Origin of the sequence: Pseudomonas sp. MS19 (assembly GCF_013277615.1) — a bacterium.
Taxonomy (GTDB): Bacteria; Pseudomonadota; Gammaproteobacteria; order Pseudomonadales; family Pseudomonadaceae; genus Aquipseudomonas; species Aquipseudomonas marincola.
Map to the genome: position 1 here is coordinate 63,651 of NZ_VBTO01000005.1, position 20,091 is coordinate 83,741.

Annotated in this window: 20 protein-coding genes; 12 read left to right on the forward strand and 8 right to left on the reverse strand. The window is 57.0% G+C overall.

Features of this window, described 5'->3' with window-relative positions; genetic code table 11:
- Positions 1-59: 59 nt before the first annotated feature.
- Both FEZ62_RS02655 and FEZ62_RS02660 read right to left on the reverse strand, forming a co-directional pair.
- Positions 60-1,001 (reverse strand): class I SAM-dependent methyltransferase, encoded by a 942-nt coding sequence (locus tag FEZ62_RS02655; protein WP_172926730.1) that lies wholly within the window; start codon positions 999-1,001, stop codon positions 60-62.
- Positions 1,002-1,181: 180 nt separating this feature from the next.
- A complete protein-coding gene (locus FEZ62_RS02660; RefSeq protein WP_172926731.1) occupies positions 1,182-1,484 on the reverse strand; it encodes a DUF1883 domain-containing protein in 303 nt (100 codons plus the stop codon).
- A gap of 173 nt (positions 1,485-1,657) precedes the next feature.
- Here FEZ62_RS02660 and FEZ62_RS02665 point away from each other — a divergent pair, with 173 nt between their 5' ends.
- Both FEZ62_RS02665 and FEZ62_RS02670 read left to right on the forward strand, forming a co-directional pair.
- Positions 1,658-2,359: a methyltransferase domain-containing protein gene (locus FEZ62_RS02665; RefSeq protein WP_172926732.1), complete on the forward strand. Its 702-nt coding sequence runs from the start codon at positions 1,658-1,660 to the stop codon at positions 2,357-2,359.
- Between the two features lie 59 nt (positions 2,360-2,418).
- Positions 2,419-2,826 carry a VOC family protein gene (locus FEZ62_RS02670; RefSeq protein ID WP_345940420.1) on the forward strand — a complete coding sequence of 136 codons (408 nt, stop codon included), beginning with the start codon at positions 2,419-2,421 and terminating at the stop codon, positions 2,824-2,826.
- Positions 2,827-3,002: 176 nt separating this feature from the next.
- On the opposite strand, the gene metR is transcribed toward FEZ62_RS02670, so the two are convergent.
- Positions 3,003-3,920 (reverse strand): transcriptional regulator MetR, encoded by a 918-nt coding sequence (gene metR, locus FEZ62_RS02675; protein WP_090513256.1) that lies wholly within the window; start codon positions 3,918-3,920, stop codon positions 3,003-3,005.
- 157 nt (positions 3,921-4,077) lie between these two features.
- Here metR and metE point away from each other — a divergent pair, with 157 nt between their 5' ends.
- Both metE and FEZ62_RS02685 read left to right on the forward strand, forming a co-directional pair.
- Positions 4,078-6,381, forward strand: coding sequence for a 5-methyltetrahydropteroyltriglutamate--homocysteine S-methyltransferase (gene metE, locus FEZ62_RS02680; RefSeq protein ID WP_172926734.1), 2,304 nt, complete (start codon positions 4,078-4,080; stop codon positions 6,379-6,381).
- A 159-nt stretch (positions 6,382-6,540) separates the two neighbouring features.
- Positions 6,541-7,536 (forward strand): alpha/beta hydrolase, encoded by a 996-nt coding sequence (locus FEZ62_RS02685; protein ID WP_172926735.1) that lies wholly within the window; start codon positions 6,541-6,543, stop codon positions 7,534-7,536.
- A 17-nt stretch (positions 7,537-7,553) separates the two neighbouring features.
- On the opposite strand, the gene glpD is transcribed toward FEZ62_RS02685, so the two are convergent.
- A complete protein-coding gene (glpD, locus tag FEZ62_RS02690; protein ID WP_172926736.1) occupies positions 7,554-9,095 on the reverse strand; it encodes a glycerol-3-phosphate dehydrogenase in 1,542 nt (513 codons plus the stop codon).
- A gap of 115 nt (positions 9,096-9,210) precedes the next feature.
- A complete protein-coding gene (locus FEZ62_RS02695) occupies positions 9,211-9,966 on the reverse strand; it encodes a DeoR family transcriptional regulator (RefSeq protein WP_172926737.1) in 756 nt (251 codons plus the stop codon).
- Between the two features lie 139 nt (positions 9,967-10,105).
- Here FEZ62_RS02695 and ybaK point away from each other — a divergent pair, with 139 nt between their 5' ends.
- The 7 genes from ybaK (at position 10,106) to FEZ62_RS20905 (ending at position 16,004) form a co-directional block, all read left to right on the forward strand.
- Positions 10,106-10,576, forward strand: coding sequence for a Cys-tRNA(Pro) deacylase (gene ybaK, locus FEZ62_RS02700; protein WP_172926738.1), 471 nt, complete (start codon positions 10,106-10,108; stop codon positions 10,574-10,576).
- Positions 10,577-10,618: 42 nt separating this feature from the next.
- On the forward strand, positions 10,619-12,109 hold the full coding sequence (gene glpK, locus FEZ62_RS02705; protein WP_172926739.1) for a glycerol kinase GlpK: 1,491 nt from the start codon (positions 10,619-10,621) through the stop codon (positions 12,107-12,109).
- A gap of 36 nt (positions 12,110-12,145) precedes the next feature.
- A complete protein-coding gene (locus FEZ62_RS02710) occupies positions 12,146-12,943 on the forward strand; it encodes a transporter substrate-binding domain-containing protein (protein ID WP_172926740.1) in 798 nt (265 codons plus the stop codon).
- Positions 12,944-12,972: 29 nt separating this feature from the next.
- Positions 12,973-13,809 (forward strand): nucleoside triphosphate pyrophosphohydrolase, encoded by an 837-nt coding sequence (gene mazG / locus FEZ62_RS02715; protein WP_172926741.1) that lies wholly within the window; start codon positions 12,973-12,975, stop codon positions 13,807-13,809.
- 65 nt (positions 13,810-13,874) lie between these two features.
- Positions 13,875-14,414, forward strand: coding sequence for a DUF2058 domain-containing protein (locus tag FEZ62_RS02720; protein ID WP_172926742.1), 540 nt, complete (start codon positions 13,875-13,877; stop codon positions 14,412-14,414).
- Positions 14,415-14,716: 302 nt separating this feature from the next.
- Entirely contained in the window at positions 14,717-14,950 is a 234-nt protein-coding gene (locus FEZ62_RS20680; protein WP_242454867.1) for a Wzz/FepE/Etk N-terminal domain-containing protein, read from the forward strand.
- Between the two features lie 16 nt (positions 14,951-14,966).
- Entirely contained in the window at positions 14,967-16,004 is a 1,038-nt protein-coding gene (locus FEZ62_RS20905; protein ID WP_345940421.1) for a GNVR domain-containing protein, read from the forward strand.
- An 87-nt stretch (positions 16,005-16,091) separates the two neighbouring features.
- Here FEZ62_RS20905 and FEZ62_RS02730 read toward each other — a convergent pair whose 3' ends face one another.
- Genes FEZ62_RS02730 through purM form a run of 3 tightly spaced genes read right to left on the reverse strand, consistent with a single transcriptional unit; the run spans position 16,092 to position 18,519 of the window.
- The gene (locus tag FEZ62_RS02730) at positions 16,092-16,802 is read right to left on the reverse strand and encodes a DUF3108 domain-containing protein (protein WP_172926743.1); all 711 of its coding nucleotides are present in this window, start codon (positions 16,800-16,802) and stop codon (positions 16,092-16,094) included.
- A gap of 8 nt (positions 16,803-16,810) precedes the next feature.
- Positions 16,811-17,461 (reverse strand): phosphoribosylglycinamide formyltransferase, encoded by a 651-nt coding sequence (purN, locus tag FEZ62_RS02735; RefSeq protein WP_172926744.1) that lies wholly within the window; start codon positions 17,459-17,461, stop codon positions 16,811-16,813.
- Positions 17,461-18,519 (reverse strand): phosphoribosylformylglycinamidine cyclo-ligase, encoded by a 1,059-nt coding sequence (purM, locus tag FEZ62_RS02740; protein WP_069901604.1) that lies wholly within the window; start codon positions 18,517-18,519, stop codon positions 17,461-17,463. Before purM ends, purN begins: the two co-directional genes overlap by 1 nt.
- 480 nt (positions 18,520-18,999) lie before the next feature.
- On the opposite strand from purM, the gene FEZ62_RS02745 reads away from it, so the two are divergent.
- Positions 19,000-20,058, forward strand: coding sequence for a DUF2066 domain-containing protein (locus FEZ62_RS02745; protein ID WP_172926745.1), 1,059 nt, complete (start codon positions 19,000-19,002; stop codon positions 20,056-20,058).
- The last annotated feature ends 33 nt before the right edge of the window (positions 20,059-20,091 follow it).

The following is a 20,091-nucleotide window of genomic DNA, read 5'->3' on the forward strand; positions in this document are numbered from 1 at the left end:
GCAGATATCCGGTTGACTCAGCGGCGCTGCTTGCAGATTGCAAACAGCGCCGTTGTTATTTAAGCCCCGAGTTTGAATACCAGCGCCTTGAGCCCACCTTGCGGGTCGCTCTCATTGAATTCAGGCTGGTTTTCCAGACGCTCGACATAGCGCAGCGCTGGCGCATCATTCGCCATGCCCTCAATCAGGAAGTCCGGGCCGATACCCGGATCGTTGACACAGGCCAGCACAGTGCCGCCAGCGCTGAGCAGCTCTGGCAACTTGCGCAGGATCTTCTGATAGTCACGGGTCAGCGCGAAGCTGCCTTTCTGGAAAGAGGGCGGGTCGATGATGATCAGATCATACGGGCCGTACTTTTTAACCTTGCCCCACGACTTGAACAGCTCATGGCCAAGAAAGCTGACCTTGCTCAGATCGTGGCCGTTAAGCCGGTGATTGTCACGCCCACGGCTCAGAGCTGAGCGCGCCATGTCCAGATTCACCACATGCTCTGCACCGCCTTCGATGGCAGCGACCGAGAAACCGCAGGTGTAGGCAAACAAGTTAAGAATGCGCTTGCCGCTGGCCTGCTGCTGAACCCACTGACGGCCATAGCGCATGTCGAGAAACAGCCCGCTGTTTTGCTTCTTGCCGATATCGAGCTGGTAGCGCAAGCCGCTTTCAGTGATCTGCCAGGTGTCTGTCAGCTCGCCACAGATCCACTCGGTGGCGCTGTCGGGCAGGTAACGATGCTGCAATAACAGCGTATGAGCGCCACTGTGCTGCCATTCGGGCGCCTCGATCAATGCGCTGAGCATGCGCTTGAGCGCCGCCATTTCACTGGGAGCAGGCTCGCGAAACAACGCTACCAATACGATACCTTGCAGCCAGTCTGCGGTGACATGTTCAAGGCCTGGCCAACATAAACCGCGGCCATGGAATATCCGGCGGGTTTCGCTGGGCGGGTTGCTCAAGGCGCTGCTGAGTTGCTGCTGCAAAGTGCTGATGGCGTCGCTGTTCATTGGGTCGATTGCATACCTGAGTTGCAGCCAACTACCGAAAACCTCGCACAGGGGCGATTCGGTGCTGGCCAAGGGCGATGGGCTCGCCGCCAGGGCGCGGCAAGCAGTGATGAATTTGCGTATAGAACTGCAAGCTTGAACCGGCTGCGGATTAAGAAGATCCGCGAGCTGGGTTCGGCTTTAGCTCATTCTCGAGGGTGAGCGACGCACAAACTTGATCGAGTGAGTGAGTGTCGGTTTGCGCGTTACGCTAATGGCTTTGCGCGTGACCGTATCGATCGTGATGTTCCAGAAGCCAGTGCTGGGCACATTGATCTTCACCGGAAACTTGTCGAATGCACCGCCGTGATAGCTGTGGCGACCGCCATTTTTGAAGCTGCGGAAGTTGGCATCGCTCATCAGGCGGATGTTGCAGGTTTGCGAACATTCAATGACGACGATGTCATCCTCATTCAAATGCTCACGCTGGTGTATAAATTTCATGGACCGCTCCACAGGGCTGCTTCAGCCAATAGCGAACGATAACATGACTGCCCCTTGTGCTTCATCCGCCAGGCGCTAATTGGTCCAGCGTAGGCAGCGCATTAAGCAGTGGCAGCCGCCAACCCATGAACCAATAATAGCTGCAAAATAACCTGGCACTGGGTGGTGGATAAATGCCCAAACAACCCCCCGAACACTATCCTTTGCAGTTGCAGACGAGCTGGCAAGCCAACGCGCAGGCGTGGACTGATGCGGTGCGCGGGCAACGCATTGCCAGCCGGCGTTTGGCCACCGATGCAGCAATTGTTCAGGCCATTGGCGAAGTACAGCCCCAGCGCGCACTCGACATCGGGTGCGGCGAGGGTTGGCTGTGCCGCGCCATGAGCCAGCAAGGCATTGAGGCGGTCGGCATCGATGGTTCGCCCGCCCTGATCGAGGCGGCGCGCCGTGCAGAACCCAATACTGACCGTTATCAGCTGTGCAGTTATGCCGAGCTTGCAGCGGGCATGCCCGAGTTAGGCCGGTTTGACCTGCTGGTGGCTAACTTTGCATTGCTCGAAGAACAATTGGGCCCCTTGTTACACGCCTTGCACGGGCTGACGGCGAAGCAGGGCAAGTTGCTGATTCAGACCTTGCATCCAAAAGCGGCAATGCCAGCTTGGGGCTATAGCGACGGTTGGCAGATTGAGACATTCGCAAGCCTGGCCGGTGGCTTTGTGCAGCCCATGCCGTGGCATTACCGAACAACCGAATCCTGGCTGCAATTATTGGCCGGCAGCGGCTGGCAACTACACTGGTTAAGACAACCTCAGGTTGCAGGCAGTGAACACCCGGCGTCGCTGCTGCTCCTGCTTGAGTCTGCCGGCGGCAAGTGAGCGCAGAGTATTAGCGGTTTTGCGTTGAGCCATTTGCGGCGGGCGAGGAGGCAATGATGGTGCAACAGAGCTGTTTGATTCCCTGCATACGTTATCGGGATGCCCCCGCTGCGCTCGACTGGCTGTGTGAGAACTTCGGTTTTACCCGGCATCTGGTCGTCAGCGATCGCCACGGCGGCATTGCTCATGCACAACTCACGCTGGGCAACAGCATGCTGATGCTCGGCTCAACGGTGGACTCGGAATACGGCCGGCTGATGCGCTCGCCCGAGCAAGCAGGCGGTTGCACGCAAAGCCTGTATCTGCTGGTGGATGATGCGGATGTGCTGTACCGCCGCGCGGTGGCCGCGGGTGCTGAAATCGTTATCGACATCAAGGATGAAGGTTATGGCGGCAGGGGGTTCACTTGCCGCGATCCGGAAGGGCATGTCTGGAGCTTTGGCACTTATGACCCGTGGGCAAGGTGAGCAAGGCCCGCAGCCAAATCCACGGATTCAGACCCGCTTTTCAATTCTCGGCTCGGGCATTCACCGCCCAGACAAGCTGCCCGCTCGCTTCATCCATCAGTGCACGCGCGCGTTGGGCTTACGGCATTGGCCGCGCCATTAAGATATCGGCTCAGCCTCGAGCCAGACGCCATGTATCAACGTGCGACGCTGACGCCTTCAAGGTTGGAGAACGAGGTGTCTTTGGCGGTCAGCAGAAAGTCGCGCATAAACGGCGCATCGAGCATGTCGGTCCGGATTCCGGCGTACAGAGTGGCAAACAGGCCTTTTTCGCCCAGACGTTTGGCCGTCACGTAGCCACGTGAACTGTATTCATGCAGGGCCCAATTGGGCAGGCCGCAAACGCCCCGGCCGCTGGCGACCAGTTGCATCATCATCACCGTTAGTTCCGAGGTGCGCACTTGCGCCGGCTCGACGTCTGCTGGCTCCAGAAAGCGGGTGAAAATATCCAGCCGGTCGCGCTCGACGGGGTAGGTGATCAGGGTTTCGTTCTCAAGGTCTTGCGGGTTGATGCACGGCTTGCCCGCCAGCGCATGCTGGTTGGCGACCGCGAGCATGGCCTCGTAAGTGAACAGCGGCACGTAGGTAATTCCAGCCAACTCCAGCGGGTCGGACGTTACAACCAGATCGAGATCGCCACGGGCCAGTGCCGGTAAAGGCGCGAACGAGAAGCCTGAGGCCAGGTCCAGTTCAACTTCCGGCCAGGCATCGCGGAACTGGTCGATGGTTGGCATCAGCCACTGAAAGCAACTGTGGCATTCAATCGCCATGTGCAGGCGGCCTGCCGTGCCGCCGGCCAGTCGCGACAAGTCGCGCTCGGCGCTGCGCAGCATGGGCAACACCGCGTCGGACAATTGCAGTAAACGCAGACCGGCGCTGGTAAAGCGCACCGGCTTGGTCTTGCGCACGAACAGCTGCATGCCGAGGCGTTCTTCCAGCTCCTTGAACTGATGCGAAAGCGCCGACTGAGTGAGGTGTAAGCGCTCCGCAGCCTCAACCAGGCTGTCGCATTCGCGCAGCGCGTGCAGGGTTTTCAAGTGGCGTAATTCAAGCATGGTGGCCTCGGCAGTAAAGCGGGTGAGCGAACGGGTGGTGCAATAGAGATTAATTCAATCATGAATAATATTACAGATGAAAACGAATATCTTGAGTTTGTTTCATGATGGAGCCTTGTCGACAATAGCGCCATCACTTACACAGGAGCGTTTAAACATGGCCGTGTCACATTCCCTCGGATTTCCGCGCATCGGTGCTGACCGAGAGTTAAAAAAAGCCCTGGAGGCCCATTGGAAGGGTGAACTGGACGAAGCTGGCCTGCGCCTGGTCGGCAAACAATTGCGCGCCGCGCATTGGCAGTTGCAAAAAGACGCCGGGTTGGACCTGCTGCCCGTAGGCGACTTCGCCTGGTACGACCAGGTGCTGACTCATTCGCTGAGCTTCGGGGTTATTCCTGAGCGGTTCAAGCCGCAATCGGGCGCGCCGGGCCTCGACACCTTGTTCGCCATGGCGCGTGGTGTGAGCCAGCGCTGCTGCGGCCAGCATGACAGTGCCGGACATGCGCTTGAAATGACTAAATGGTTCGACACCAACTATCACTATCTGGTGCCGGAGTTCACTGCCGATCAGCAATTCCAACTGAGTTGGGAGCAGCTGTTTGAGGAAGTGGACGAAGCCCATGCGCTGGGCCACAAGGTCAAGCCGGTGGTCATTGGTCCGTTAACGTATCTGTGGCTGGGCAAGGCCAAGGGAGAGGCATTCGACAAGCTTGAGTTGCTCGACAGATTGTTACCGCTGTACGGTGAAATTCTCACGCGTCTGGCCGCTCAGGGCGTGGAGTGGGTGCAGATCGACGAGCCGATTCTGGGCCTCGATTTGCCGCAGGACTGGAAGAACGCGTTCGAACGCGCCTATAACCTGATCCAGCACGCGCCGCTTAAAAAGCTGGTGGCCTGCTACTTCAGCGGCCTTGAAGACAACCTCGGCCTGGCAGTCAACTTGCCGGTTGATGGCTTGCACGTCGATCTGGTGCGCGCATCGGAGCAATTGCCGATGCTGCTCGATCGTTTGCCAGCCTACAAAGTGCTGTCGCTGGGCGTGGTTAACGGTCGCAACGTCTGGGGCTGTGACCTTGAGGCTGCCCTGACGCAATTGCAGCAGGCTGAACAGCGCTTCGCAGGCAATCTTTGGGTGGCTGGCTCTTGCTCGTTGCTGCACAGCCCGGTCGATCTGCGCCGTGAAGAGCAGCTCGATGATGAGCTGAAAAGCTGGCTGGCGTTTGCCGTGCAAAAATGCGCAGAGATTGCGGTTCTGACCAAGGCCCTGAACAACCCGCAATCGCCTGAAGTTCTCCGTGTGCTTGAGCACAGCGCCGAGATTCAGCGCAGTCGCGCCAGTTCCTCGCGTATCCATAAGGATGCTGTGCATCAGCGCCTCGCTGCCATCACCGCCGCCGACAGCCAACGTACTTCGGCGTTTGCCGAGCGTATCGAGTTGCAGCGCAGCCGTTTGCAATTGCCTGCGTTCCCGACCACAACCATTGGCTCGTTCCCGCAGACCCCGGCGATTCGCCTGGCGCGTCAGGCATTCAAGCAGGGCAAGCTTTCGCGCAGTGACTACACAGAGGCCATGTACAGCGAAATCCGCCACGCCGTGACGATTCAGGAAAACCTCGGGCTGGATGTGCTGGTGCACGGTGAAGCCGAGCGCAACGACATGGTCGAGTACTTTGCCGAGCAAATCGATGGCTATGCATTTACCCGCTTCGGTTGGGTGCAAAGCTACGGCTCGCGCTGCGTGAAGCCTGCGATCATTGTCGCAGATCTGAGCCGTCCGCAGCCGATGACCGTGGACTGGATTCGCTACGCCCAAGGGCTCACCAACAGGGTTATGAAAGGCATGCTCACTGGCCCGGTCACCATGCTGATGTGGTCGTTCCCGCGCGAGGATGTCAGCCGTGAAGTGCAGGCCAGGCAGTTGGCACTGGCCATTCGCGATGAGGTTGTCGATCTGGAAGCGGCAGGCATTCGTATCGTGCAGATCGATGAAGCGGCCTTCCGCGAAGGCTTGCCGCTGCGCAAGGCTGAGTGGCAAGGCTACCTCGATTGGGCCACCGAGGCATTTCGCCTGTGCGCTTCGGGTGTGCGTGACGAAACGCAGATTCACACCCACATGTGCTACAGCGAGTTCAATGACGTAATCGAGTCGATTGCGGCCATGGACGCGGATGTCATCACCATCGAAACCTCGCGTTCCGACATGGAGTTGCTGGATGCGTTCGAGGCGTTCGCCTATCCCAACGACATTGGCCCCGGCGTGTATGACATTCACTCGCCACGCGTGCCTGACAGCCGCGAGATGATCAAACTCATGAGCAAGGCGGTGAAACGCATTCCCGCCGAGCGGCTGTGGGTAAACCCGGACTGCGGCCTTAAAACCCGCGCCTGGCCCGAAACCGAAGCTGCGCTGATCAACATGGTCTCCGCTGCCCGGCAACTGCGGGCGGCGCTGAGCGCTTAAGCCCAAACCCGCCTGCCGTTTAACGGTTGGGCGGGTTTTTTCGGTTTAAGCGATGACCGCTGGGCAGGGTTCATTAAAGTGTCATCGAAGTGTGGCAGCGCGCTCGCCTGAATAACATCAAACTCGCGTCCTAATGGGGTTCTGCGTTTCGGGTGTTTTATGCGTGTTGTATTTTTTCTGGTCGCACTCTTTTGCGGCTTTTCAGTTCAGGCAGCAGACCGTTGCAATACCAGCGTGCCGACCGAGATGGTCGATGTCGGTGATGTGCGCCTTGCCTATCAGAGCATTGGTCGCGAACGTGATCCGGTTCTGCTGTTGGTCATGGGTCTGGGTGGGCAGTTGATCCACTGGCCCGATGAAGTGGTAAAACCGCTTTGTGAACAAGGCTTTCGGGTGATCCGTTTTGATAATCGCGATGTCGGTTTGAGTGCCTGGATTGGTCAGCCGGCGCCGAACATTAATCTGGCCTACGAGGCATTACGCTATCGCCTGGGCCTGACAGTGGCGTCACCTTACAGTTTGCGTGATATGGCCGGCGATGCGCTGGGCCTGATGGATGCCATCGGGGTTAAGCGCTTTCATGTGTTGGGTGCGAGTATGGGCGGCATGATTGCTCAACATCTGGCTGATATAGCACCGCAACGGGTCGAGAGCCTGACCCTGATAATGACCAGCACTGGCGCGGCGGGATTACCGGCACCCAGCCCGAAGTTGCTCGAATTACTGGCGCGCCGTGAGGCGCCCAATCGCGAGGCCGCGCTGGAGCAGCAGGCGGATTTACTCGCAGCCTTGGGCAGCCCGTCGGTGACTGATGATCGTCAGGCGTTATTGCACGAAGCGCAGGTTTCTTACGACCGGGCGTTTAATCCGCAAGGTGTCGAGCGGCAAATACTGGCGATTCTGGCCGAGCCGAGCCGCGTGGACATGCTCAACAAACTCCAGGTGCCGACGTTGGTGGTGCACGGCACTGCCGATCCGCTGCTGCCGGTGATGCATGGTGTGCATGTTGCTGCGCATATCAAGGGCAGTCAGTTGCGTCTGATTCCGGGGCTTGCGCACCGCTTTCAAGAGGCTTTCAAGGCGCCGCTGTTGTCGGCGGTGCTCCCGTATCTGCAAGAGCAGCGCATGGAAGACGATCACCTGGCCAATCTATAAACATCGTTCGCGACGCCTTAGCTGATCAGCGCGCTTTCGGCGGCGACTGCCAGCTTGGCCTCAAGGTAGGCGCTCAGTTGCGCTTGCTCTTGCGGGCTCATGAACAGTTGCAGTTTGCTGCGGCGCCAGAGAATGTCTGGCGCGGTGATTGCCCATTCGTGCTCGCATAAGTAGTCCACTTCGCGTTGATACAACCCCGCACCAAAATGCTGGCCGAGGTCGCGAATGTTCTGGGTATTACTCAGCAGTGAGTAACTCCGGCTGCCGTAACTGTGCGCCCAGCGCTGGGCCACCGCGATGGGCAGCCATTCGTGCTCACGGTGCAATTGCTCACCCAGCGCGTTGGCGTCGTTGATGTTTTCAGCGCCCGGCAGCGGGTGCTTGGCGGTCCATTCGGGGCCAGCCTTGGGGAAGAACGGCGCGAGCAACTCCAGCGCCGATTCGGCGAGTCGCCGGTAGGTCGTGAGCTTGCCGCCAAACACCGAGAGCAGCGGCGCCTCACCGGGATTGCCGGATATCGACAGCGTGTAGTCACGGGTGACAGCGGAAGGGTCATCCGACTCGTCATCGCACAGCGGCCGCACGCCGGAGAAGCTGTGCAGAATGTCCTCCGGGCTTAGTTGGCGCTTGAAGTGATTATTCACCACGTCGAGTAAATACTGAGTCTCGCTGGAGCTGATGCTCACATGGTTGGCGTCACCGTGATATTCCTCATCGGTGGTGCCGATCATCGTGAATGCACCCAGATACGGAATGGCGAAGACGATACGACGGTCTTCATTTTGCAGGATGTAGGCCTGATCACCCTCGAACTGGCGCTCGACAATTATGTGGCTGCCCTTGATCAGGCGAATACCGTAAGGCGATTGCTGTTTCAGTTCTTCACTCAACACGCTCGCAACCCAGGGGCCGGCGGCATTGACCAGCGCGTGCGCACGAATCGCAAACAGCGTGCCGTCTTTGCGTTCCAGGTGAATGTGCCATACACCTCGGGTGCGCCGGGCGCTGATGCAACGGGTTTGAGTGTGCACATGCGCGCCATGATCGTGGGCGTCCATGGCGTTGAGAACGACCAGGCGGGCGTCATCGACCCAACAATCGGAGTATTCAAAACCGCGTTTGATGGTGTTTTTAAGCGGGCTTTGGCTATCGAAGCGCAGGCCTTTCGAGCCTGCCAGTTTCTCTCGCTTGCCCAGATGGTCGTACAGAAACAAACCGGCGCGAATCATCCATGCGGGCCGCAGGTGAGGCCGGTGCGGCAAGATGAAGCGCATGGGTTTTATGATATGTGGCGCCTTGGCCAATAACACCTCACGCTCCGCCAGCGCTTCACGCACCAGTCGGAATTCGTAGTGCTCAAGGTAGCGCAGGCCGCCGTGGATCAGTTTGCTGCTGGCCGAGGAGGTGTGCTCGCCAAGGTCGTCTTTCTCGCACAGAAAAACGCTCAGCCCGCGGCCCGCTGCATCAGCAGCAATGCCGGCGCCATTGATACCGCCGCCGATTACCGCCAGATCGTAGACCTCGGCAAAAGGAGGATGAGGCTGAGAATGCGGGAGCATGGCAACACCTGTGGTCGAAATCGAACTTTAAATGTTCACTTTCGAACTTAGCCTAGTTGAACCCTCTGTGATTAACCAGGCCAGCCGTCAGAACCCCATACATACCAGAAGATGGTTACCAATCAACCTGTACGTTCTGCGCTTTGAGGCGTTTCATTAGTTCGGTATTGGGTTTGGCGTCGGTGAATATCCGGTCCAGCAGTTCTATCCCGCCGAGGCGCACCAGCGCGTTGCGTCCGAACTTGCTGGAGTCGGCAGCCAGATACACCTGCCTTGCATTGCTGATAATGGCTTGCGAGGCGCGCACTTCCTCGTAATCGAAGTCCAGCAGGCTGCCGTCATGATCAATCCCACTGATACCAACCAGGGCGTAATCGACCTTGAACTGGCGGATGAAATCCACGGTGGCTTGCCCGACAACCCCGCCGTCTGCGCGCACCGTGCCTCCGGCCAGCAATACTTCGAAATCCGGCTTGCAGCTCATCAGGGCCGCGACGTGCAGGTTGTTGGTGATGACTTTCAAGCCCTTGTGTTTGAGTAGTGCCCGGGCAACTGCTTCGGTGGTGGTGCCAATATTGATGAACAGCGAACAGTGGTCGGGAATATGCGCGGCGAGGGCTTCGCCGATCTGACGTTTCTCGTCACGCATCTGCTGGGCGCGCATGGTGTACGCCGTGTTTTCGGTACTTGAGGCTTCACTGGCCGCGCCGCCGTGGGTGCGCCGCAAAAGGCCCAGCGTGGCCAGGTGATTGATGTCGCGGCGGATGGTTTGCGGGGTCACGCTAACCGCTTGGCTCAGCTCATCAATGCTGGCGTAGCCTTGCGCCTGAGTAATCCTGAGTATCTCGCTTTGACGGGGCGTCAGACTCATTCGCATGATCCCTCGGATCGCATCACTGTGGGCGGCTGCAAACTGATTTCAGCCTCACGAAGCTTGCATATCGGCTTGCACTAAAACCGTATCAGACCCTAATGTAAGCATACTTCAGCTTACTTTTTCACAATCGAACATGACTCCAGCTATAGATCTCCTGAAAAAGGCCAAGGCCGCGCACACGGTTCACAGCTATCAGCACGACCCCAAAGCGGCTTCTTATGGGCTTGAGGCAGCTGAAAAACTTGGCCTGCAGCCGGAGCGGGTATTCAAGACGCTACTGGCCGCCAGTGAAAAGGGCGAGTTGCTGGTTGCTGTCGTGCCGGTGGCGGGTAGCCTAGATTTGAAAGCCTTGGCGCATGCCGCTGGTGTTAAAAAAGCCGACATGGCGGACCCGCAAGCGGCGCAACGGGCAACCGGTTATTTACTGGGCGGGATTAGCCCGCTTGGGCAAAAGAAACGCCTGCGCACGTTCATCGATCACACCGCGCAGGATTATCCGAGCATCTATGTCAGTGCTGGGCGGCGTGGGCTTGAGGTTGAATTGGCTGCTGCCGTTCTCGCGCAATACACGCAGGCCGCATTCGCCAGTATTGGCCGCGAGTAAGACGCGCGTTTGGCGCTGCAACAATCACAATAAGGGATGAACATGCCTGAGTACCTGCTAGCCATCGATCAGGGCACGACCAGCAGTCGCGCCATTGTTTTCAGCAAGCAGGGCAAGGCCGTTGCCAGTGCTCAGGAGGAGTTCAAACAGTACTTCCCTGAGGATGGCTGGGTCGAGCATGACCCGCAGGCGCTCTGGCAAACCACGCTGGATGTTTGTCGCAAGGCACTCTCGCAAGGCGGCGTTGAGGCGGCGGATATCGTTGCCATTGGCATTGCCAACCAGCGTGAAACGACGTTGGTATGGGACGCTGAAAATGGTCAGGCGATCTATCCGGCGATTGTCTGGCAAGACCGGCGCACGGCGGATTATTGCGCCGAACTGAAAGAGGCCGGGCATGAACCCATGGTGGCGGCAGCTTCCGGTTTGCTGATCGATCCGTATTTTTCCGCGACCAAGTTGCGCTGGATTTTGCAGCACGTCCCCGGTGCGCGTGAGCGGGCAGAACGCGGCGAGTTACGATTCGGCACGGTGGACAGTTTCCTGCTGTGGCATCTCACAGGCGGCAAGTCGCACAAGACTGACGCGACCAATGCGTCGCGCACCATGTTGTTCAATATTCACACCCAGCAATGGGACGAAGACCTGCTGGCATTGTTCGATATCCCGCGCAATATGCTCCCGGAAGTGCTGGATTGCGCGGCTGATTTTGGTAGCACCGAGGCCGGGTTATTCGGCGCCGCCATTCCGGTTTACGGGGTTGCCGGTGATCAACAGGCAGCGTTGTTCGGTCAGGCGTGCTTCAGACCGGGCATGATCAAGAGCACTTACGGTACCGGCTGTTTCATGATTCAGAACACCGGCGACACGGCCGTGTCTTCACAGCATCGATTGCTGACCACGGTTGGCTACCGCCTGAATGGCAAGGTCACTTATGCGGTCGAGGGCAGTATTTTTGTCGCGGGCGCAGCCGTGCAGTGGTTGCGCGACGGAATCAAACTGATCAGTCATGCCCGCGAGAGTGAAGCGCTGGCCGAACAGACTGGCGATGCGTGCGGCGTGTATCTGGTGCCTGCCTTCACCGGTTTGGGCGCGCCGTACTGGGACCCGAAAGCGCGGGGGGCAATTTTCGGCCTGACGCGTGATACCGGGATCAAAGAGATTGTCACCGCCGGTTTGCAATCGGTCTGCTATCAAACCCTGGATCTGCTTGTGGCCATGCGTCAGGACGGCGCCGCTGCGCCAAGTGCGTTGCGTGTTGATGGCGGCATGGTCGAAAATAATTGGCTGATGCAGTTCCTCGCCAATATTCTTGGTGTGACTGTCGAGCGCCCGCAGGTTACCGAAACCACGGCGTTGGGCGTGGCATATTTGGCAGGTTTGCAGGCGGGCGTGTACAACAGCCTGGAAGAAATTGCTGAACACTGGAATTGTCAGCAGCGTTTCGCCTCGACAATCAGCCTCGAACACCGTGAACGCTTGTATAAAGGTTGGCTGGACGCGGTCGGCCGTGTGCGCAGCGAGCCCCTTTGACTGAGTGGATGAGCCAAGCATGGACAAACACCGCTGATGACACGTTCTGCCGTTCGCCTCGGCTGGGCGTTGGGTTTGCTGCTAAGCAGCGCTGCGTATGCTGATGTGGCCCCGGAGAAACTGGTTATCGCGGGTGACGTCTGGTGTCCGATCAACTGCCCTGAAGATGCCGAACAGCCCGGACTGTTTGTCGAGTTGGCGCAGCAGATTTTTGCCGAATCCGGAATTCAAGTCGAATACCGGGTGATCAACTGGGCCCGTGCCGTGCATGACACGCGTCGCGGTAAGCTCAATGCGCTGATTGGTGCGGGCGTTGAAGATGCGCCCGGCTTTGTGTTCACCGCAACCGCCCCCGGCATTTCTCAAATGTGCTTTTTCTCCCGCCCCGGCAATGCCTGGCGTTATGGCGGTGTCGAGTCATTGGCGTCGATTTCGTTCGGCGCCATCAACAGCTACAGCTACGGCGCTGAGCTGGACAGCTATATCCATAGCCATCAGCAAGACTCGCGCAGGGTTCAACTCGCTTCGGGTGACAACGCCTTGGCCATCAATGTCGATAAAGTGCGTATGGGCCGTATCGATGCCACGATTGAGAACAGTTGGGTCATGGCGTATTACCTCAGTCACAAGGCTGCAGATGAGCAACTGCAAGAGGTCGGTTGTCGGACAGGTTCGCTGCCCATTTATCTGGCATTTTCGCCGGCCCTGGAGTCCAGCAAGCGCTACCGTGATATTTTTGAAGCCGGTTTACAGCGTTTCCAGCGCGACGGTCGTATGACTCGTTTGTTGTCGCGCTACGGATTGCAGCCGCCGAGTGCGCACCTTCCGCGCTGAAAGCCCTTTGCCGTATGACGGAGTTACCGATGTATCAACTAACTGACTTGCTTCACCTCATGGCCCGTCTGCGCGACCCGCAGCATGGTTGCCCGTGGGATTTGCAGCAGTCGTACACAAGCATTGTGCCGCACACCCTTGAAGAAGCTTATGAAGTCGCAGATGCGATTGAGTCGGCTGACTTCGAGCACTTGCCCGGCGAGTTGGGTGATCTGCTGTTTCAGGTGGTTTATTACTGCCAGTTGGCAGGCGAAGAAGGGCGCTTTGGCTTTGCCGATGTCGTCGACTCGATTACCCGCAAGCTGGTGCGTCGTCATCCGCATGTGTTCCCCGATGGCGATCTGTATGCCACACCTGGCTTGGTGACGTTAAGCGACGCTGAGGTGAAACAGCGCTGGGAGCAGATCAAGGCCGAGGAGCGCGCCGAGCGTGCCAGTGAGCCGCAACAGCTCTCATTGCTCGATGACGTGCCAGCGGCAATGCCTGCGCTAACCCGCGCAGCTAAACTGCAAAAGCGCGCGGCGCAGGTGGGTTTCGACTGGCCCGAGGCATTGCCTGTGGTGGATAAGGTGCGCGAGGAGCTGGATGAAGTACTGGAGGCAATGAGCGAAAATGATCCGGATGCGATTGCCGAAGAGATAGGCGATTTGCTTTTTGTCGTGACCAACCTGGCCCGACACCTTAAAGTTGAGCCTGAGTCGGCATTGCGTGCTGCCAACAACAAGTTCGAGAGACGCTTTCGTTTCATCGAACAGGCATTGCGCGAAACCGGCCGTGCCATTGAAAATTGCGATCTGGAAGAGTTGGATGCACTTTGGGGCGAGGCCAAGAAACTCGAAAAGCTGGGTTCTGCCTCCGCTTGTTAAGTTGAATTTTGCAGGTGCGCGTGGCGAGTCACTGCGCATCAAATGATTGTGAGTATGGGAAGGTTATGGCTCTATCACTACGCGACCAGTTGCTCAAAGCCGGTCTGGTCAATGAGAAGCAGGCCAAGCAGGTCAGCAAACAGCAGCAAAAGCAAAAGCGCATGGAGCATAAAGGTCAGGTAGAAAAAGACCAGACTCAGCAGCTCGCCGCCCAGCAGGCTGCAGCCGAAAAGCTGGCTCGCGATCAGGAGCTGAGTCGCCAGCAGAAAGAAAAGGCCGAGCAGAAGGCCAAGGCCGCGCAGGTCAAACAATTGATCGAAGTGTCGCGCCTGCCGAAGCTGACAACCGAGGACTATTACAATTTTGTTGATAACAAAAAGGTAAAACGTATTTCGGTAAATGAACTGATGCGCAACAAGCTCAGCAGCGGCTCGCTGGCTATCGTCACCCATGGTGGCGGCTATGAAGTGATCCCGCGCGAAGCCGCCCTGAAAATTCAGGAGCGCGACCCGCACCGCATCATCCTGCTCAACACCCCAACCGAAGCACCGGACGCCGATGATCCGTACGCGGCCTATCAAGTCCCGGATGACCTGATGTGGTGACCCTGCGCTAAATCAGCGTTTGAGGTTAAAACACCCCGCACGAATTTCAATTTCGTGCGGGGTGTTTTTTTAGGGGGGACACCGCTTGCGGCAGTGATTTTATGCGCAAGGTGGCTCTGCCAGTCATTAGTATTGAAAGCTGATGGTAGTTATTTTTCCATCCGGAAAAGCAGCTTTAATGCGGGCTGAATAACGTATTAGCTATATGTTTCGACGGCTCAGTGTCTTGTATCAGCGGTTGCTGATCCTGCCTCAGGCTTTGTAGATCAGGATGTCTACGTCACTTACTGTATGGAAGCTTTATGAGTGCTAATGCAGGCCAGGATGTTGAATATAAAAACGATGAAATTGATTTAGTCACCCTGGTCCGGGATCTATGGAAACAACGCCTGATCATTCTCGGTGTTATGGGGTTGGGTGGGTTGGCTGCGGTTGCTTATGTACAGATAGCCACGCCTTATTATCAGACGCAGAGTGTGCTTAAAGCTGCGTCCCCTCAAAAGCTTCGATCAACTCAATCTCACCGGTGTACATGAAATTGATCGCGATCAAGTGCTCAAGCGTATTGGTGGAGCGCTAGAGTCATATTCCACGCGCTATGCCTTTTTCCAGGAAAACCCTGGGCTTTTCAAAGCGGTTGAGCGGCCAGGTGAGTCGCTGGAGCAGGCTTTTCAGCAGTTGAATAAAACTGCATTTACGATACTTAAACCGGATTTAAAAAAGCCTGACTCGTTGTTCAACTATGTGGGCTTGAGTTTTGTCTACCCACAAGGTGTGGATGGGCCGGCTGTGGTCAATGGCATGATCAGCTTTGCAACCGCCGATGTGCGTAAGCGCATTGCCTCGGAGATTAATACGCTGATCGCAAACCGCCTGAATAAGCTACAAAGTAAAATCGTCTCTGCGCGAAAAGGCTATGAAACAACCAAGCAGTCGAAGGTTGCCCAGCTATTGGAGGCTGACAGCATCATGCGCGCCAATCTGAATGATGAATTGGCAAGCGTGCGTCAGGAGTTAAGTCTCAAGCGTGAGAATCGTATCAAGCAGCTCAGCGAAGCCATCATGATCGCTGAGAAGCTGGGCATACATAAACCTGCCACGCCTTCATCCATGGGCGATGAAAGTCATCAGTCGCAGGGCAATACGATCCGCACCGAAGTCAATAATCAACGGATTCCGTTGTATTTCATGGGTACAGAAGCCCTTAGCGCTGAGCGTGAAGCATTGAGCCTGCGTGAATCCGATGATTTTACCGGGGAGCGTATTGGTGAGATTGAGATGAAGTTGCGGATGCTCAAGGAAAACCGTCAGGTTGAGGCGCTGCTAAAGCGTGATAATGATGATCTGTTCCTGGAGAAGCTGGCTAAGTGGAACGAGGAAATCTCATTCCTAACTGAATTGAAACCTGAATTGCTGCTGCAAGACTTGGTCATTGTTGACCAGCCAGCCATCGAGCCGCTTGCACCGATCAAGCCCAAGAAACTGTTGATCGTCACGTTGGGGTTAGTGTTAGGGGCGTTTTTGGGCGGTTTCATTGCGCTGATAAGGGTGATGATGGCAAACACCGCCGCTAGCCGAACACCCAGATAGTGCTTTTTGCGGGTATCACACCATTTCAGATTCAAGTTTCAGGCATTAAAAAACCGGGCAATGCCCGGTTTTTTAATGTGCCAAAGATTATTTGCCTTTGACCGTTTTGCCTTCAACTGTGCCTTCTTGCAGCATGATCTGGTATTCCTTGCCGTCTTTCTCAACCTGGTTGAGTGCGACCAGCAGATAGCCCCAGTCTTTGGCAAACCACAAGGTGGTTTTGCGCTTGCTTTGAGTCGGGTCACGCACGCGTTCAACCTTGATCGCGTCGATCATGCCAGCCTTGGTATTCACGGGCTCCTGACCCAGAACGCGGAAGTCATAGGTTTCAACTTCGTCGCCGTCGACCACCTGGTAACTCATGGTCTTTTTGCCTTCAGCAACGTCATTTTGCAGGACGATCTGATAGGTCGACTTATCAAGCAGGCCAGCATTGAGCGGCAGTTTGATCGGGTCGCCACGATCTGAGCCGGTGATTTGCTTGGCTTCCCAATTGAAGGTTTGTTCGATTTTCTTGCCTTTACCCAAGCCGCTGCGCTCGAAGGTGTATCTCAGCGGTTGGATTGCGGCCTCATCCATGCGAAAAGTGCTTTCCTCATTCAGGCTGGCCACCAGCATGGATGCATTGAAGCTGAGTTGCCAGGTGCCGTCATCGCGGGTTTTGAGGCTGCGCTCAGCCGAGCCGCTGATAGGCAGCTGCTTCCAGTCAGCGGTGTAGCTGGCAGAGAAAGGTTTCAGCTCACCAGCAAACACCGAGGTGCTGAAAAGTGCGAGGGCGAACAGTAAGGCTCGACGCATGTTGTCTCCTAGGTTCGAATCTGGTGGCCGCTGGCAGGCAGTGGCTGATCATCAAGCATTACCCCTTGCGTGCCAAGGTGCAAGCGGCCTTGTGCAAACCAACGAACTGCAAGCGGGTAAATTACATGCTCTTGTACGTGTACACGCTCTGCAAGGCTGGCCGGAGTGTCATCGGCATTAACCAGCAGTACTGATTGTAAGACCAATGGGCCGCCATCGAGTTCCTCGGTCACAAAGTGAACGCTGCAGCCGTGCTCGCCGTCCCCGGCTTCAAGCGCGCGCTGATGCGTGTGCAACCCTTTGTATTTGGGCAACAGAGAAGGGTGGATGTTGAGCAATCGGCCTTGATAGTGACGCACGAAACCGCTGGTAAGTATCCGCATGAAACCGGCCAGAACCAGTAGATCCGGGCTGTTTTGATCGATCAGTTCGATCAGGGCGGCGTCAAAGGCTTCGCGGTCGGCAAACTGGCGGTGATCCAGCGAGAAAGCGGGGATTCCCGCCGCCTTCGCTCGCTCCAGGCCGTATGCATCAGCGCGGTTGGAGATAACCGCGCTGATTCGGGCTGGGTTGTCACCTGTTTGGATGTCATCAATCAGGGCCTGCAAGTTGCTGCCAGACCCTGATATCAGTACGACTACATTACAGGTACTTGGCATCAATGACTTTTCAGGTTGTTCAGAACAACGCGCTCAGCGCCTTCAGCTGCGGTGCTGATCTGGCCGATCACCCAAGGTTGCTCGCCTTCAGCGCGCAGGGTGTTGAGTGCGGTTTCAACCTGATCCTGCGCTACGCAGATGACCATACCAACGCCGCAGTTGAGTACGCGGTGCATCTCGTGCTCGTCGACGTTGCCTTGCTCTTGCAGCCAGTCGAATACCGCTGGGCGATTCCAGCTGGCGATATCGATGATTGCCTGAGCACCTTCCGGCAGAACGCGTGGAATGTTGTCGAGCAGGCCGCCACCGGTGATGTGGGCCATGGCTTTGACCGCGCCAGTGTCTTTGATCAGTTTGAGCAGTTGCTTGACGTAGATGCGCGTCGGCGCCATCAGCAGTTCAGTCAGCGGTTTGCCATCGAGTTGGATGTTTTCGATGTCGGCACCAGCCACTTCGATGATCTTGCGAATCAGCGAGTAGCCGTTCGAGTGCGGGCCGGAAGACGGCAGGGCAATCAGCGCATCGCCAGTCGCGACTTTCGAACCGTCGATAATTTCAGCTTTCTCGACAACACCGACGCAGAAACCGGCCAGATCGTAGTCTTCGCCTTCGTACATGCCAGGCATTTCAGCCGTTTCGCCGCCAACCAGCGAGCAACCCGCCAGTTCACAGCCTGCGCCAATGCCGGTAACTACTTGCGCGGCAACGTCAACATTGAGCTTGCCGGTGGCGTAGTAGTCGAGGAAAAACAGAGGTTCGGCGCCACATACCACCAAGTCGTTGACGCACATGGCGACCAGATCCTGGCCAATGCTGTCGTGCTTGTTGAGGTTCAGTGCCAGGCGTAGCTTGGTGCCCACGCCGTCAGTGCCCGAAACCAGCACCGGTTGCTTGTAGCCAGCCGGGATCTCGCAAAGGGCGCCAAAGCCGCCCAAGCCACCCATGACTTCCGGACGAGCAGTGCGCTTGGCGACACTTTTGATGCGTTCAACCAGGGCTTCGCCTGCGTCGATGTCTACACCTGCGTCCTTGTAGCTGATGGAGGGTTGCTTGCTCATAGATCCAGGCCTTTAAAGGAAAATACGGATAAGCTCAGGCAGCAGATGCTACCGCTCTTCGAGGCGCGCGATTTTATCAGGCTTGCCCCCTAGCGGCCACCCACGCGCAGCTATGGTTGCCAGCGGGCGAGTGGTTGTTTTAGCTTTAGCCTGCATATCGTCGGGCAAAATGTTAATTTTAGTCGCTAACGTTACTTCTGCAGACTCGAACAAAAAGCCGTTGTGAGGGTCAATCAGCAGCCCAGATACTGTTTTTAGTTTTATCGGCGCGCCAAGTGCCAAAAATCATGGAGTCCTTGAAAAGGTCACGAGCGACGGATTGTAAAGCAGGCGGTTGCGATTCATGCCCATGCCAATGTGCAGATTGAGCCGCTCTTGTTGCGGCGCAGGCCAACATCCCACGCAGTACTTTTTCACGGGTTCCCAACTATCCTCTATTACGGTGTGATACCCGTGACCCGCCAATTGAGAGCCTTATTCATGCGACTGACTGCCCGCTTGCTCCTTCTGAGTTGTTCGCTGTTCAGCCTGACAGGTGTTGCTGCAACGGTGACCGACCTCTATCAGGTCCTTGAGCCGGTTAGTAGCCAGCAGCCTGCCGAGCGCGATGAAGCCATCGGTCGTGCTTTCGATACGCTGGTTCTGCGCTTGACCGGCCAGGCCGATGCCGCGCAGAAACCGGCTCTGGCGGAGCTGCAGAAAGACCCGCAGCAAATTATCAGCCGTTACGGTTATGAGGGCAGCAACCTGCAGGTCGATTTCGACCCGGTCAGTACCGACCGAGAATTGCGTCAGGCCGGCCTCTCGCTGTGGGGCAGTAACCGTCCGCTGATTCTGATCTGGTGGCTCAATCAGGACGAATACGGCAATACCCTGGTCGGCGACGGCATAGAGAGCGCCGAAACGATTCGCCAGTCCGCCCAGCATCGCGGTTTGCCGGTACGCATGCCGCTGGCTGACTTGAGCGAGCAACTGGTGGCAACGCCTGAAAACCTCGCGGCCAGTCAGCCCGATGCCTTAGAGCCGATCTCCGAGCGCTACGGTGCCGATTCTCTGCTGGCGGTGACCGCGACGCAAAGTGCCGACAAGTGGAGCGCCGAATGGAGCCTTTGGGTCGGTACTGAGCGTGAGCAGGGCAATGCCAGCGGGCAAGACCTCGCGTCGCTAAGCGATGCTGTGCTGCTCGAAGTCAGTCAGCGTCTGGCCAAACGCTATGCAGTGGCTGCCAGTGCTTCGAGCTCGCTGACAGTTGAGATATCAGGTGCCAATCTTTCACGTTATGCCGAACTGCAACAGGCACTTGAGCCTTTCGACGCCACGTTGAGCAAGGTTGAAGGCGATCGTTTGATCTACCGGGTCAAGGCCAATGCCGATCAACTTCGCGCTCAACTGGGCCTGCTCAATTTGCGCGAAGTCTCTGCGGGCGAAGTGGCTCCCGAGACGCAAGAGCCGTCGCAAGATCCCACTGAACAGGGTCAACCAGAAGCGCCGGCACCGCAAATTGTGCCGCGCTCCGATGTGCTGCGCTTTAGTTGGTAAGTCGTTTCCAGCTTATTCACTGTTTTCAGTGAT

Bases quoted from the DNA above. Each gene is read 5' to 3' on its own strand.
- FEZ62_RS02655 (WP_172926730.1), bottom strand. From the start codon at position 1,001: ATGAACAGCGACGCCATCAGCACTTTGCAGCAGCAACTCAGCAGCGCC.
- FEZ62_RS02685 (WP_172926735.1), top strand. From the start codon at position 6,541: ATGCGTGTTGTATTTTTTCTGGTCGCACTCTTTTGCGGCTTTTCAGTT.
- purM (WP_069901604.1), bottom strand. From the start codon at position 18,519: ATGAGCAAGCAACCCTCCATCAGCTACAAGGACGCAGGTGTAGACATC.
- mazG (WP_172926741.1), top strand. From the start codon at position 12,973: ATGTATCAACTAACTGACTTGCTTCACCTCATGGCCCGTCTGCGCGAC.
- FEZ62_RS20680 (WP_242454867.1), top strand. From the start codon at position 14,717: ATGAGTGCTAATGCAGGCCAGGATGTTGAATATAAAAACGATGAAATT.
- FEZ62_RS02665 (WP_172926732.1), top strand. From the start codon at position 1,658: ATGCCCAAACAACCCCCCGAACACTATCCTTTGCAGTTGCAGACGAGC.
- metE (WP_172926734.1), top strand. From the start codon at position 4,078: ATGGCCGTGTCACATTCCCTCGGATTTCCGCGCATCGGTGCTGACCGA.
- purN (WP_172926744.1), bottom strand. From the start codon at position 17,461: ATGCCAAGTACCTGTAATGTAGTCGTACTGATATCAGGGTCTGGCAGC.
- glpK (WP_172926739.1), top strand. From the start codon at position 10,619: ATGCCTGAGTACCTGCTAGCCATCGATCAGGGCACGACCAGCAGTCGC.
- FEZ62_RS02720 (WP_172926742.1), top strand. From the start codon at position 13,875: ATGGCTCTATCACTACGCGACCAGTTGCTCAAAGCCGGTCTGGTCAAT.
- FEZ62_RS02710 (WP_172926740.1), top strand. From the start codon at position 12,146: ATGACACGTTCTGCCGTTCGCCTCGGCTGGGCGTTGGGTTTGCTGCTA.
- FEZ62_RS02695 (WP_172926737.1), bottom strand. From the start codon at position 9,966: ATGAGTCTGACGCCCCGTCAAAGCGAGATACTCAGGATTACTCAGGCG.
- FEZ62_RS02730 (WP_172926743.1), bottom strand. From the start codon at position 16,802: ATGCGTCGAGCCTTACTGTTCGCCCTCGCACTTTTCAGCACCTCGGTG.
- ybaK (WP_172926738.1), top strand. From the start codon at position 10,106: ATGACTCCAGCTATAGATCTCCTGAAAAAGGCCAAGGCCGCGCACACG.
- FEZ62_RS02745 (WP_172926745.1), top strand. From the start codon at position 19,000: ATGCGACTGACTGCCCGCTTGCTCCTTCTGAGTTGTTCGCTGTTCAGC.
- glpD (WP_172926736.1), bottom strand. From the start codon at position 9,095: ATGCTCCCGCATTCTCAGCCTCATCCTCCTTTTGCCGAGGTCTACGAT.
- metR (WP_090513256.1), bottom strand. From the start codon at position 3,920: ATGCTTGAATTACGCCACTTGAAAACCCTGCACGCGCTGCGCGAATGC.
- FEZ62_RS02660 (WP_172926731.1), bottom strand. From the start codon at position 1,484: ATGAAATTTATACACCAGCGTGAGCATTTGAATGAGGATGACATCGTC.